General features: G+C 30.4%; 11 protein-coding genes. 9 read left to right on the top strand and 2 right to left on the bottom strand.

Features of this window, described 5'->3' with window-relative positions; translation table 11 throughout:
* The first annotated feature begins 445 nt into the window (after positions 1–445).
* Positions 446–1,474: a low specificity L-threonine aldolase gene (locus RT714_RS07310; RefSeq protein WP_313756917.1), complete on the top strand. Its 1,029-nt coding sequence runs from the start codon at positions 446–448 to the stop codon at positions 1,472–1,474.
* Positions 1,475–1,541: 67 nt separating this feature from the next.
* Positions 1,542–3,770, top strand: coding sequence for an EAL domain-containing protein (locus tag RT714_RS07315; protein ID WP_313756918.1), 2,229 nt, complete (start codon positions 1,542–1,544; stop codon positions 3,768–3,770).
* Between the two features lie 5 nt (positions 3,771–3,775).
* On the opposite strand, the gene RT714_RS07320 is transcribed toward RT714_RS07315, so the two are convergent.
* A complete protein-coding gene (locus RT714_RS07320; protein WP_313756919.1) occupies positions 3,776–4,531 on the bottom strand; it encodes a hypothetical protein in 756 nt (251 codons plus the stop codon).
* A gap of 260 nt (positions 4,532–4,791) precedes the next feature.
* Between RT714_RS07320 and RT714_RS07325 the strand changes: the two genes are divergently transcribed.
* From RT714_RS07325 to RT714_RS07335, 3 genes are read left to right on the top strand one after another with little or no spacing between them, the layout of a single operon-like run.
* Complete coding sequence (locus RT714_RS07325) at positions 4,792–5,007, top strand: heavy-metal-associated domain-containing protein (protein WP_313756920.1); 216 nt, start codon at positions 4,792–4,794, stop codon at positions 5,005–5,007.
* A 29-nt stretch (positions 5,008–5,036) separates the two neighbouring features.
* The gene (locus RT714_RS07330; protein ID WP_313756921.1) at positions 5,037–6,905 is read left to right on the top strand and encodes a cation-translocating P-type ATPase; all 1,869 of its coding nucleotides are present in this window, start codon (positions 5,037–5,039) and stop codon (positions 6,903–6,905) included.
* Positions 6,906–6,917: 12 nt separating this feature from the next.
* A complete protein-coding gene (locus RT714_RS07335) occupies positions 6,918–7,598 on the top strand; it encodes a Crp/Fnr family transcriptional regulator (RefSeq protein ID WP_313756922.1) in 681 nt (226 codons plus the stop codon).
* Between the two features lie 126 nt (positions 7,599–7,724).
* On the opposite strand, the gene RT714_RS07340 is transcribed toward RT714_RS07335, so the two are convergent.
* A complete protein-coding gene (locus RT714_RS07340) occupies positions 7,725–8,279 on the bottom strand; it encodes a hemerythrin domain-containing protein (RefSeq protein WP_313756923.1) in 555 nt (184 codons plus the stop codon).
* A gap of 140 nt (positions 8,280–8,419) precedes the next feature.
* On the opposite strand from RT714_RS07340, the gene RT714_RS07345 reads away from it, so the two are divergent.
* The 4 genes from RT714_RS07345 (at position 8,420) to RT714_RS07360 (ending at position 13,825) form a co-directional block, all read left to right on the top strand.
* Positions 8,420–9,607 carry an anaerobic nitric oxide reductase flavorubredoxin gene (locus RT714_RS07345; RefSeq protein WP_313756924.1) on the top strand — a complete coding sequence of 396 codons (1,188 nt, stop codon included), beginning with the start codon at positions 8,420–8,422 and terminating at the stop codon, positions 9,605–9,607.
* Between the two features lie 195 nt (positions 9,608–9,802).
* Positions 9,803–11,065 carry a diaminopimelate decarboxylase gene (lysA, locus tag RT714_RS07350; protein ID WP_313756925.1) on the top strand — a complete coding sequence of 421 codons (1,263 nt, stop codon included), beginning with the start codon at positions 9,803–9,805 and terminating at the stop codon, positions 11,063–11,065.
* Positions 11,066–11,105: 40 nt separating this feature from the next.
* Positions 11,106–11,903: a M55 family metallopeptidase gene (locus RT714_RS07355; protein ID WP_313756926.1), complete on the top strand. Its 798-nt coding sequence runs from the start codon at positions 11,106–11,108 to the stop codon at positions 11,901–11,903.
* 65 nt (positions 11,904–11,968) lie between these two features.
* Positions 11,969–13,825, top strand: a complete 1,857-nt coding sequence (locus RT714_RS07360) for a sigma 54-interacting transcriptional regulator (RefSeq protein ID WP_313756927.1) — start codon at positions 11,969–11,971, stop codon at positions 13,823–13,825.
* The last annotated feature ends 272 nt before the right edge of the window (positions 13,826–14,097 follow it).

Below are 14,097 nucleotides of genomic sequence, written 5' to 3' on the forward strand. Positions count from 1 at the left end.
AAAGTTTTCTTCCCTAAGAAGCCTTAACCTCTCGGAAAAAGTCATAAAATCACCTCATAAATATGGTAACATAAAAACATTCCTGCTAATAGTACGACACAAAAAGAGTGATAATGCACGCAAATGTCAAATACTGTTGCAAAGTGGAATTAATTATGCTAAAATTCAAATAAATAACATAAAAACCCAAAATATAATTATAAGAAATCGGAAATTTTTTAAATTTTAATAATAATGCTATTTAACATTATTATTGACTTACTTTAAAGAAATTATTTTAAAGAATTACTAGATCTATACTTAGTAGTTATAATAATTTTTAGTAATAGGATTTTAGCACTAATGTGCCAATATACCTATTTAGTTTAATTGTCAGTTATAGTATAATAAAGTATATAATTGACAAAATTAAAGGGTTTATAGATAGTTAAATTTAGGGGGGAATATGAAAATGTTTATGAGTGATAACAACTCCGGAGTTCACCCAAAGATAATTGAAGCAATAATAACTGTTAATAATGGTCATGATTATTCCTATGGCAATGATAGTACAACAAAAGAAGCCATTGAAAAGATTAGAGAATTATTGGGAGTGGAAGCAGATGTATACTTTGTAACTACTGGTACAGCTGCGAATGTCATTGGACTTAGTGGATTATTAAAGCCTTATGAAGCAGTGGTGTGTGCTAATACTGCTCATATAAATGTAGATGAATGTGGTGCCTTAGAGAAATTTAGTGGCTCAAAGATATTACAGATATCAACTGAAAATGGGAAGATATCCAAGGAAGGAGTAAGGAGTTTTCTTCACTCTTTAGGAGATGAGCATCAATCTCAGCCTAGGATAATTTCCATATCTCAAACTACTGAGACTGGTACCTTATATTCAATAAAAGAAATTAAAGAGCTGGCTAAATTTGCTCATGAAAACAATATGTTATTGCATATAGATGGAGCAAGAATAGCTAATGCAGTTGTAGCACTGAATACTACTTTTAAAGAGATGATTACGGATACAGGGGTAGATTTATTGTCATTTGGGGGAACAAAAAATGGCATGATGATAGGAGAAGCCATAGTTTCATTAAATAAGGATGTAAGTAAAGGGCTTAGATTTTATAGAAAGCAAGGAATGCAGCTATTGTCGAAAATGAGGTTTGTATCTGCACAATTTGTCACTTATTTAAGCAATGATTTATGGAGAGAAAATGCATCCAATGCAAATAATATGGGTAAATATTTTACAAATAGATTATCAGAAATTCCTGGAATTACTTTAAAATCAGAACCAGAAACTAATATGATATTCGCATATATGGAAAAGGATTTGATAAATTCATTACAAAAAAAATTTGATTTTTACTTGATAGATGACGAAACAAATTTAATTAGGCTGGTTACATCATTTGATACTAGTAAGGATGATATAGATAATTTTATTGGATTTATAAAGAATATACAAGAAATTGAATAGACAGGTCAGCATGAACCAATGAATAAGGGGGGTGATGATTATTAAATTCAGGGCTAAGAAAAATATAATGATTTTATTAATGATATTAGCGTTGGTTTTCACTCATGTTTTATTTATAAATAGCAGAAGTAGTTACTCTATAGATAATTTAAAAACTATTAAATTTGCAGGAGATTATAATCATCCACCCTATGAATATATTGATGAGAATGGAACTTACAAGGGATATAATATTGATATAATAAAAGCAATCGCTAATGAAATGGGATTAAATATTGAAATTATACCAATGGAATGGAATGATGCAGTATTAGCCTTAGATAATAAAGAGGTTGAAGGTATTATAGGAATATCCCAGAACCAAGAAAGATTATCAAAATATAAATTCACTTCACCAACAATTATCAATGAGCAGGTAATTTTTGTAGGTAAAGACACTGTACATATAAATGAATTAGATGATTTAAATGGACTAAAGGTAGCATATCAAAAAAATGACTATAATGAATCTCTGATCTTTAAAATACCTAATGTTTTACAATTTCCTAAAAGTACTCAGGAGGAAGCACTGATTAGTTTGAAAAATGGGGAAGTAAGTGCAGTACTGGGAAACAAATTAGTTGGAACATATCATCTACAGAAAAACAAGATGACAGAAGTAGTTAAAATAGTAGGAGAGCCTATTTCTACAGTAAAATATGGACCAGCTGTTAGAAGAGATGATGAAGAACTCTTTAGAGCATTAGAAAAGGGTTTGGAGATTATTAAAAAAAATAAAAGATATGATAGGATTTATAGGAAATGGTTTGGTGAGGATATATCTTCCATAAGGATATTGTATAATATTTATGGGAAACAAACTATATTTATAGGAGTAGTTGTAGGTTTAATATTTTTATTTTTATATTTTTACAATAAAAAGCTTCAAAAAGAAGTGCTAAAAAGAACTTGCGAATTAGAAATGGCAAATGAAGAGCTTATAATACATCAGAAAGAGATATATAATTTGGCTTATTATGATTCAGTTACATCCCTTCCTAATAGGATATTCTTTATAGAAGAATTAAATAATTTATTTGAAACAATCGATGAAAAAAAGAATTTATTTGCAGTATTGCTTTTAGATCTAGATAAATTTAAACATATAAATGACACACTAGGACATAATATTGGCGATCATGTATTAAAACTTTTGGGAACAAGACTTTGCAACTTAGTAAAAGAAGAGGATATTGTAGCTAGAATAGGCGGAGATGAGTATTTCATACTTATGAAGAATCTTGATAAGGATGATGATGTAATAAATATGGTTAATGCTATAATAAAGGATTTTAAAAAACCATATAAGATTAAAGACTATGAACTATATTTAACTACAAGTATTGGGATAGCGTTATATCCTGATGGAGGATTAAACTCTGAATATATGATTAAAAATGCTGATCTTGCATTGTATAAGGCCAAAGAACTAGGAGGAAACTCTTATTATTTTTATGGAAAGGAAATTCAATCTAGGGGTCTTGAAAGAATGATGCTCTTAAATCAGCTAAGGCAGGCTGTAGAAAATAACCAATTGGTATTACATTATCAACCTCAAATAGACATCGCAACAGGTGAAATTAGAGGATTAGAAGCTTTAGTAAGGTGGAAACATCCAGATAAGGGATTATTATATCCAGATAAATTTATTCCATTAGCAGAAGAAACGGGATTGATAATTCAAATAGGCGGATGGATCTTAAAGGAGGCTTTAAATCAAGGAAAGGAATGGATTGATTTAGGTCATGATATAATGGTATCTGTAAATATTTCAGCTAAGCAGTTCCAACGTAAGGAATTTATTGATGAATTAATAAAAACATTAAAGGAAACTGGGTTAAATCCTAAAAATCTAACGTTAGAGATTACAGAAACTACGGCTATATCAGATATTTCTTATACATCGAAAGTGTTAGATACTTTAAAGACTCTTGGTATAGCAGTTGCTATAGACGATTTTGGGACAGGTTATTCTAGTCTTAATTATTTAAACCAAATGAGTGTATCAGAGCTTAAAATAGATAGGTCATTTATTTGGGATATTGAAAAAAATGAAAAAAACAAGATGATTTCAAATACTATAATAGTCTTAGCAAAACAATTAGGATTAAAGGTAACTGCTGAAGGAGTAGAGAATACGGAGCAACTTTATATATTAAAAGAAATGAAATGTGATATAGCACAGGGGTATTATTTTAGTAAGCCAGTATCAAAGGAAAAAATAGATGAAATGATAAATGAAAAAAGCCCTATATAGGGCTTTTACTTGTATCCTAAAGGTGCTTGATGGAACATATTCACATCACCATGGGTAGTAAAACTTATTCTACTAATAAAGCTCTTTGAGTCCTTATCAAATCTATATTCTGTAAGCTTTAGATTAGCCGTACCTGATTGAATTGTAGTTATTACAAAGTCTTTATCTTCAAAATATGCATAAAAACTAATTCCTCCTAATTGTACATAATCCTCAAAGAGTACATAGTCCTTATCTGTATCTTTCACCACTAAAATCCAATTTTGACCATCATCCCATGCAATTTCACCATTATATCTTTCAGCAACTGTATATAATTCGATAGATTCTTCTTTTCCATCTTCATCAAAATCAACATTCATTGAATCAAGTAAAGTTAAATCACTATAATCAACTTTATCAGTAGGTTTAATGGTAATATTCTTTTGTTCCATATAATTTGAAACAACATGACCTATAAATGGTTTAACATCTATTGATTTCACTATATTATCTTGATTAAATGCTACCATATAATATTCATTTATGGTTAAGCTAGCTACAAGGTTTTTATCAACTACTTCTAATTTTAGACTTTCTTCATTTGTTGCAATAGTAATATAGTTTTTTCCGTTTTCAGTATTTATCTCACTTAAGTAACCTGAATCTATAGACAGTTTATCTTCTACTGAAGGCTTTTCCTTGGGAGTACAGCCAAAGGAAATACCTAGGACTATTATAAATACTGAGATTAATAGGGATTTTTTAATGAGATTTCTCATATTATCACCATCCTTTTCTACTAATAAGGTAACATAATTCTAATTTCTTTACAAGGAATATAGAATTACAAATTGATTACAATAATAAATAATAATTCCACATAACCTAATTAATAATATTAAAATAGGGTATTTATGAAAACAAACCTGACTCTCCCTAAAAATTAAAATATATTATTAAATTTTGACTTGGGTCAAAGTAAATAATATAAATTTTACTTATAATAAAATTACAAACAATAAAAACAGGAGGTAATGAAATGACAACAAAAATTTATCAATTAGAAACATTAACTTGCCCAAACTGCGTAGCTAAAATTGAAGGAATGATGAAGAAAACCAAGGGTATATCTGAAGGAGAAGTATTATTTAATACTTCTAGAGTAAAGGTAAATTTTGACGAAAATATATTGAGTTCAGAGGAGATAGTAGCGAAGATTGAAAAATTAGGTTTTGATGTTCTAGGTGAAAAATAACAAATAAATTGGAGAGGAAGAGTATTACTGTGAAATTAAGGAAGGCTCAGAGAGTTTGGCTCTCAGGTATATTGGTAGCGATAGCATTTGTACTAAAAAATACTATAGGACAACAAACTATAACATCAGCAGTCATGATTATTGCAGCCATAATTGCAGGTGCTCCCATAATTAAAAACGCCATATCTGCTGCAAGATACTGGATAATAGGCATAGATGCCTTAGTATCCATAGCAGTTATAGGTGCGATGTTTATAGGAGAATATTGGGAAGCGGCAGCCGTTACATTTTTATTTATGCTAGGGGATTATTTAGAATCTAGAACTATAGAAAAAACTAGGTCTTCAATTAAAGCTTTACTGGACTTAGCTCCAGACACAGCTAGGATAATAAGAGATGGAGTAGAAAAATTAGTATCACCTGATGAAGTAATTAAAGGAGAAAAGATAATTGTAAAACCTGGAGAGAAAATTTCAGTAGATGGTATTGTTATAGAAGGCTCTGCCTATGTAAATCAATCAGCTATAACAGGAGAGTCAATACCTATCAATAGAAATATTAATGATGATGTTTTTTCAGGAACAATAATAGAATCAGGTTATTTGATAATAGAAGCAACTAGAGTAGGTAACGATACGACCTTTGCCAGAATACTTCAAATGGTAGAAGAAGCACAGGATAAAAAAGCAAAGACTCAAAAATTTCTTGAGAGATTTTCAAGATACTATACTCCAGCAATAATTGTATTAGCCATAGGATTCTATTTATTTACAAAAGATTTAGTATTAGCTCTTACTTTACTAGTCATTGCCTGTCCAGGAGCCTTAGTTATTTCAACTCCTGTATCTATTGTAGCAGGAATAGGAAATGGGGCTAAGCATGGAGTGCTTATTAAAGGTGGAGAAATAATGGAGAACTTGGGGAAGATTAAGGTCTTAGCCTTTGATAAAACAGGAACATTGACTATTGGAAAACCAATGGTAACATATATAAAAGCTTATGATATAAATGAAAAAGATCTTCTAAGAACAGCTGCTATTGGTGAAGCATATTCGGAGCATCCATTAGCAAAAGCAATTGCTGCTAGAGCAGAAAAAGATTTAGGAAAGATTAATGAAGTTCCTGAAGAATCAGAGATAATAACTGGACAAGGAATTAAGACTAAAATAGAAGGTAAAATAATTTTAATAGGAAATAGAAAACTATTTTTAGAAAACAAGGTGAACATTGGCGAAGATATAGAAAAACATTTACAATCAGAAGAAGATAAAGGACAGACAGCTATAATAATCGGAGATACAGAAAGAATATTAGGGATTATATCCATTGCTGATATCGTAAGAGAAGATGCTAAAAACCTGGTATTTAATTTAAAAAAATTAGGCGTAGAAAAAATAGTAATGCTTACTGGAGATAATAAGAGGGCAGCTAAGGCAATTGCTACAGAAATAGGATTAGATGATTTCTATGCAGAACTTCTTCCTGAAGACAAAGTTAGAGTGTTAAAGGAATTGCAAGGAGAATATGGAGTAACAGCTATGGTAGGAGATGGAGTAAATGACGCACCAGCTTTGGCTTCTGCAGATTTGGGAATTGCCATAGGTGGAGCAGGGACAGATGTAGCTATGGAAACAGCAGATGTAGTGTTAATGTCTGATGAGATAAAGAAATTATCCCATGCCATAGGCTTAAGTCGTGCCACAGTAAATAATATGAAACAAAATATTTATTTTGCTATAGCCGTAGCAGTATTGTTATTGGCAGGAGTATTGATTAAAACAGTTAATTTATCTTTTGGAATGTTAATACATGAATTATCTGTTCTGCTGGTTGTAATTAATGCAGTTAGACTTCTAGGTTATGGAGATAGGGGTAAATCAAAGAAAATGGTGGCTTAAGGAGATGTTTAAATGGATTGTAGCTGTTTTAATAGAGAAGGAAAAAATTGTATAGAGATAGTTCCAATCTTTAGTAACCTAAGTTATGAAGAAATGATGGAAGTAGCTAGAATAACAAGAGAGAAAACTTTTGAAAAAGGTGAAATGCTTTATATGGCTGGTGAAAAAAGTGAAAAGCTCTATGTAATCCATTCTGGAAAAGTAAAGATAACTAGATTTACGGATACTGGTAAAGAACAAGTAATCAGAGTATTAGGGTCTGGAGATTTTATGGGAGAACTATCCCTTTTTAGTCCATTGCCATTGACTGATAATGGAGAGGCATTATCTAGAACAATAGCGTGTATGATAGATGGGAAAAAGTTAAAAGACTTAATGAAAAAATATCCGGTTATAGCATTTAAGATAATGGAAGAGCTAAGTCAAAGACTTGAAAAGGCAGAGGATTTGATTGAGAATATAAGTTTATATGGGGTAGAAAGAAGGCTTGCTCTTACATTGATTAATATGGCAAATGAAAAGGGAGAGGTAAGTTTGAGAATGAGTAAAAAAGACTTTGCATCTCATCTAGGAATGAGCCAAGAAACTTTAAGTAGAAAGCTAACATTTTTTCAAAATATGGGCATTATAAAATTAATAGGTCATAGAAGAATAATTTTATTGGATATAGAAGCCTTAAGACAGATAGAATAAGATAAGATCCTTCGCCAACCTTAATTATTCCCAGGAAAGAAACTTGGAGGGATGGCTTTAATCGAGATGAAAAACAGGTTGATATCTTAAATACGGTGAAGGATCTTAATTTAAAATTGACTACAGTTATAAATATTTTTTTTCTAATATTTCTAACAAATTAATATATTTTTCTTGAATACCAGCATCCGTAGCTAATTCTTCTGCTTTTTTACATTTATCCTCAACGAAGGATTTACTATTGTCACTTAACATGTTTTCAGCAAATTTATATAGGGCAGTATTTTCTTTTTCTATATGCCTGTTCAATAAATCACTATAGGAAATGGCATTAGCTATAATATCTAGTCTTGCTTCATCATCTTTATTCTTAAAACATTCTAATGCCTTTTCAAGATTAGACATATAAAGTCTTCCCATATCATGCTCTATATACATTCCAGTTATAGCTCCTGATTTTGCCAATCTTTCAATTTCCTTGATCATAGTTTCAAATAAGATATTTTCTTCTTTACCATGATGATGTTTATCAGCATAATTTCTTACGAAATCAATGACTATATGAAAATCAGTTATATCATATTTGGGATTAGTCATAAGATTATAGCAAAGTATTCTAATTATCCTTAGCATTCTTCTAATATTTGAGTGTTCTTCAATCATTATTTTTATAGATTCCAAGATTTTCACCTCACAAAGTATTTTCTTTATAATTTTACCCTTACTTCCATAAAAAATAACAAGTTAATAATAGTTTATAATGGAAAGGGGTAAGTATAATTTAAGATTAAATAAAAAGCTAATTAAAAGGAGGTTATATAATGGGTTTTAAGATGACTGATAAAGTAACATGGGTAGGAAAGATAGATTGGGAATTAAGAAGATTTCATGGAGATGAATACTCCACACATAGGGGCTCTTCCTATAATTCATACTTAATTAGAGACAAGAAAACAGTACTTATTGATACGGTGTGGGAGCCATTTGCAGAAGAATATATTGAAAAATTAAAGAAGGAAATTGACTTAAAAGAAATTGACTATATAATTGCACAACATTCAGAGATAGATCATAGTGGAGCATTACCATTACTAATGAAGGAAATACCAAATACACCAATATATTGTACAGCAAATGGTGCAAAAATATTAAAGGGGCATTTCCATGAAGATTGGAACTTTGTGGAGGTAAAGACAGGTGATACACTAGATATAGGAGATACCACATTAACTTTTGTAGAAGCAAGAATGCTTCACTGGCCAGATAGTATGATGACCTATATGAGTGGAGAAAACATATTGTTTAGTAACGATGCCTTTGGACAACATTTTTCATCGGATTTAATGTATAATGATTTGGTAGACCAAGCAGAACTATATCAAGAAGCAATTAAATACTATGCTAATATATTAACACCATTTAGTGGATTAGTAACTAAGAAAATAGAAGAAGTTCTAAGCTTAAATCTACCTCTTAACATGATAGCTACATCCCATGGAATTATTTGGAGAAATAATCCAGCACAGATAGTAGAAAAATATTTGGAATGGGCAAATGAATATCAGGAAAATCAAATTACAATAGTATACGATACTATGTGGAATGGCACAAGAAGAATGGCAGAAGCAATAGCAGAAGGCATTAAATCTGTAGATAAGGATGTAACTGTGAAATTATATAATGCAGCAAATTCAGATAAGAATGATGTAATAACTGAATTATTTAGATCAAAGGCTATATTATTTGGTTCATCTACAGTGAATAAGAGTATAATGCATGCAACTGCGGGGATTTTAGAGATGATAAAAGGAATTGGATTTAAGAATAAAAAGGCAGCAGCATTTGGTTCTTATGGATGGTCTGGAGAATCAGTAGCTGTAATTGAACAAAAATTAAAGGATGCAAAACTTGAATTAACTCAAGATGGAATAAAAGAACTTTGGAATCCAGATGAAGAAGCTATAACAAGATGTATAGAATTTGGAAAAAACTTTGCAGAAAAACTATAGTATATAATTAGGTAATAACAGTTTTTGCAAGTGCATTCCGAAAAAACGGAAAAAAGGATAGAAAACAGGAAAAAGGATTAATGAATTTAAAATATGTCAAGCTAAATAGTAGCAATAAGCTATTTATTTACTTGGCATATTTTTTGCTTATAAATAAGTAATTATATATATTATTTGTAGAGGAGCTGTTATTAAATGAGTAATTTTATATTTGCAGGATGTGATACGGTCAAATTAGCCGAAAAATATAAAACACCTCTTTATGTAATGTCGGAGGATTATATTAAAGAGAGGTTAAAAGAAATAAAAAAAGATTTTCTAGAAAAACATGAAAAAACCATGGCAGTATATGCCAGCAAGGCATTCCTAACTAAGGAAATGGCTAGAATAGTGAAGGAATCAGGTATAGGCATGGATGTAGTGTCTGGAGGAGAGCTTTATACTGCAATTCAAGTTGATTTCCCTATGGAAAAGATAATCTTTCATGGGAATAATAAGACTATAGATGAATTAGAGTTAGCAATAGAAAATAATGTAGGACGAATAGTCGTGGATCATTTAGAAGAAATTGATATGATTGAAGAAATAGGAAAAAAATACAATAGAAGAGTTCATATATTATTTAGAATAAGCCCTGGCATAGATAGCCATACACATAAATATATTCAAACGGGGCAAGTAGATTCTAAATTTGGAATTCCCTTAGAAGAGAAGAGTATAAAGTCTGCAATGGAAAAGGTTCTGAAATTGAAATTCACTGAGTTAGTAGGATTTCATTTCCATATAGGTTCTCAAATTTCAGATAATGAAAACCATATTGAGGCTATTAGAATAATGGCTCAATTGATTAAAAAGGTTAAAGATGACTATGGATTCATAGTTAAGGAATTAAATACTGGAGGAGGATATGGTATTCATTACTCTGAAAATGAAGAAAGAAAACCTTTAGCATATTTTACAGATTCCATTATTAAAGAAATTGAAGAAAGATGTAAAGAATATAATTTAGAAAGACCATTAGTAATAATAGAGCCTGGCAGATGGGTAGTAGGAGAAGCTGGTATTACAATTTATACAATAGGAGCTATTAAGGAAATTCCAGGGGTAAGAACTTATGTTTCTGTTGATGGAGGGATGCCTGACAATCCAAGACCTAGTCTATATGAGGCGAAATATGAGGCTATTGTTATAAATAAATTAGATAAAGAACCAACAGATTTAGTTACTATAGCAGGAAAATGCTGTGAATCTGGTGATATTCTAATTTGGGATTTAAAGGTGCCAACTTTAGAAACAGGAGATAAGTTGGCAGTTCTTTCAACAGGGGCGTATAATTACTCAATGTCCAGCAACTATAATAGAATACCAAGACCTGCTGTAGTTATGGTATCTGAAGGAAAAGATAGATTAATAGTTAAAAGAGAAACTTATGATGATATATTAAGAAATGATATATAATAGATATAAATAATATTTAAATATAAAAGGAGTTGATAAGATGAAAATTTATATTAGTGTAGATATTGAAGGGATAACAGGGGTGACTAGCTGGGGTGAAACTGAATTAGGCAATAGTGAACATATATGGGCTGCCAATCAGATGACAAAAGAAACCATAGCTGCATGTGAAGCAGCTATAGAAATGGGAGCAAGGGAAATAGTTGTAAAGGATGCCCATGATTCTGCAAGAAATATAGACATATCAAAACTTCCAATGGGAACTTCTGTTATAAGAGGTTGGACTTCTTCTCCAGAATCAATGATGGCAGGTATAGATGAGAGTTTTGATGCTGCAATTTTTATTGGATATCATTCTGCAGCAGGGTATAATGGTAATCCATTAGCTCATACAATGGATTCTCAAAAAGTAGTATATTTTAAAATCAACGGGGAGATAGTATCAGAATTCACAATAAATTCATTTATATCTGCATATTATGGAGTACCGGTAGTATTTTTATCTGGAGATAAGATGCTTTGTGAGAAATCTAAGGAATTAGTTCCAAATATGGAAACAGTAGCAGTAAAGGATGGAGAAGGTGGTGCTACATTTAATATGCATCCAAATAAGGCGTGTGAATGTATAAAAAATGGAGTAAAAGAAGGTTTGAAAAAGATTAATGAATGTAAGATACAATCTCCAGAAGAATTTAAGCTAGAAATAAGATTTAGAGAACATAAGGATGCTAATAGGGCAAGATATTATCCAGGAGCAAAACTTATAGATGATCATACAGTGGAATATATTGCAAGGGATATTCAGGATATGATAACTGCTAAGATGTTCATGCTATAAAAGACTATTAGAATAATCCCCATCATGATATAATTTAAGTATCAATATATCTAAAGGGTGATTAAATGTCTTCTAATGCAAAATCTTATGTAAAAACCTTTACTAATATGATGTCAGAAGGTTTTATAGTAATAGATAATGAAGGTAAGATACAAATTTATAATGATAAGGCAAAAGAAATATTTGGAATAAAATATGATGGGCAAAGTAACCATGATAGGGGAAAACTTAATATAGGAGATATAGTTATTATTGCTGATAATTCAGTTGGTCAAGATGATGGAAAATTAGATTCTGATTCATTAAAGTTATTGGGAGTGAAAGATACTGTAAAAAATGGTGATTCAATAATTGCTATAGGAATCTTTAAAAAGACTGGAATAGCAAGCCCAATATTTAAGAACTTGAAAAAGGGACATAAAGAAGATATACTATTGATAAGAACTAATTTTCTGGAAATTGACATAGAAGTTGAAATAAACTTCATAAATAAGATGACCTCTATTAAGGTAAGAGATGAAAAGTTTATAATGAGCTATATAAATGCAATAGGAAATATGGTGATTTTAGATGGTAATACAAAGAAAATGAAATTTTATCAATCCCATGGATATACAGCTAGGGGAGAAAGTATAAATGATCTATTAAATGGAAAAGAATATAGAGCCAAAGGTCAAGGAACTGAAGCCTTAGATGTAATTGGGAAAAATATATTTGAAATCCATAAATCAGATTCCATAATTCAGCAATTTTTTAATGTAGCTAGAGGAGAAAACATTAGCTATAAGGATAAATTTGAGGAAATAAACGGTTACCCCACAATGTGTACGCTTTTGCCTGTAGAAGACCAAAACAAGAGAATAGGTGCTGCATTAAAAGTAGAAGATATTTCAGAAATAAAAAGAATTATAATGGAAAGAGATAATGCAATTAGCCAATTGGAAAAAGCCCAATCACAGCTTATAGAAGAAAAAACATTAAGCAAAGCTTTTCCAAATTTTGTAGGGGATAGTGAAGAAATTCAGCATGTAAAGAGAATGGCTTTAAAAGCTTCTAAGACTAATTCAAATGTATTGATATTGGGAGAAAGTGGAACTGGTAAGACCATTTTAGCCAAAGCAATTCATCAAAATAGTAAGTTAAAGGATAAACCTTTCATTCATGTGAATTGTGGAGCAATATCTGAAAGCTTATTGGAGTCTGAACTTTTCGGCTATGAGAAAGGTGCTTTTACAGGAGCTAGAGTTGAAGGGAAAAAAGGGTTCTTCGAGATTGCTAACAATGGAACTATATTTTTAGATGAAATTGGAGATATATCTACAAATTTACAAGTTAAATTATTGCAGGTTATTCAGGAGAAATGTTTTTATAGGGTAGGTGGAACTAAAAGTATTACTGTAAATACAAGAATTATTGCGGCTACCAATAAAAACTTAGAAGATGAAATGCTCAAAGGAAATTTTAGGGAAGATTTATATTATAGAATAAATGTATTTCCTATATGGATACCACCATTAAGGGAAAGGAAGCAGGATATAACCGCATTAATAGAACTTGTACTTCCTAAAATATTTGATGAAATAGGCTGTAAACATAAGAGAATTTCCTCAGAGGCAATTAATCTAATATTGAAACATGATTGGCCAGGAAATGTAAGGGAATTGGAGAATATCTTAGAAAGGGCTGTTAATTTAGCAGAAGGAAAGAATATATTTTCAAAACACATAACTTTAAAGCTTAGTAAGCAGGAGAGTAAGGATATTCAGATAAGTTCATTGAAAGACCATTTAGAAGAATATGAGAAATCTGTTATAAAGAGAACATTGTTAGCATTTAAAGGAGATAAGAAAAAGGCAATGGAGGCTTTAAACATTAGTAAGACTACATTTTATGAGAAGATAAAAAAATATAATATAGAATAAAATGACCAAGGGAGATAGCCCCTTGGTATTATTTTACATTTATAGATTTTTTATTGTTTGGAATAGATTTAATGAATTATAATAGAGATTATTCAGTTATTCCATATTTCCGGAATAATGTTCTATTTATGGTACAATCTAACGAAAATTTTATATATTAATAAAGTCAATAAGTTATATAAAGTGGGACAAGTTATCTTACTAAAGAGAACTACATTATTATCAAGGTAACAAATTAAAGTTATAAATTATGGCATGTTAATTGCAATAAA

The sequence above is a fragment of the Tissierella sp. genome, assembly GCF_032104385.1.
Classification (GTDB): domain Bacteria; phylum Bacillota; class Clostridia; order Tissierellales; family Tissierellaceae; genus Tissierella.

What these genes read in the sequence shown, in the direction of transcription:
- RT714_RS07310 (WP_313756917.1), top strand. Translation starts at nt 446, where the DNA reads ATGAAAATGTTTATGAGTGATAACAACTCCGGAGTTCACCCAAAGATA.
- RT714_RS07315 (WP_313756918.1), top strand. Translation starts at nt 1,542, where the DNA reads ATGATTTTATTAATGATATTAGCGTTGGTTTTCACTCATGTTTTATTT.
- RT714_RS07320 (WP_313756919.1), bottom strand. Translation starts at nt 4,531, where the DNA reads ATGAGAAATCTCATTAAAAAATCCCTATTAATCTCAGTATTTATAATA.
- RT714_RS07325 (WP_313756920.1), top strand. Translation starts at nt 4,792, where the DNA reads ATGACAACAAAAATTTATCAATTAGAAACATTAACTTGCCCAAACTGC.
- RT714_RS07335 (WP_313756922.1), top strand. Translation starts at nt 6,918, where the DNA reads ATGGATTGTAGCTGTTTTAATAGAGAAGGAAAAAATTGTATAGAGATA.
- RT714_RS07345 (WP_313756924.1), top strand. Translation starts at nt 8,420, where the DNA reads ATGGGTTTTAAGATGACTGATAAAGTAACATGGGTAGGAAAGATAGAT.
- lysA (WP_313756925.1), top strand. Translation starts at nt 9,803, where the DNA reads ATGAGTAATTTTATATTTGCAGGATGTGATACGGTCAAATTAGCCGAA.
- RT714_RS07355 (WP_313756926.1), top strand. Translation starts at nt 11,106, where the DNA reads ATGAAAATTTATATTAGTGTAGATATTGAAGGGATAACAGGGGTGACT.
- RT714_RS07360 (WP_313756927.1), top strand. Translation starts at nt 11,969, where the DNA reads ATGTCTTCTAATGCAAAATCTTATGTAAAAACCTTTACTAATATGATG.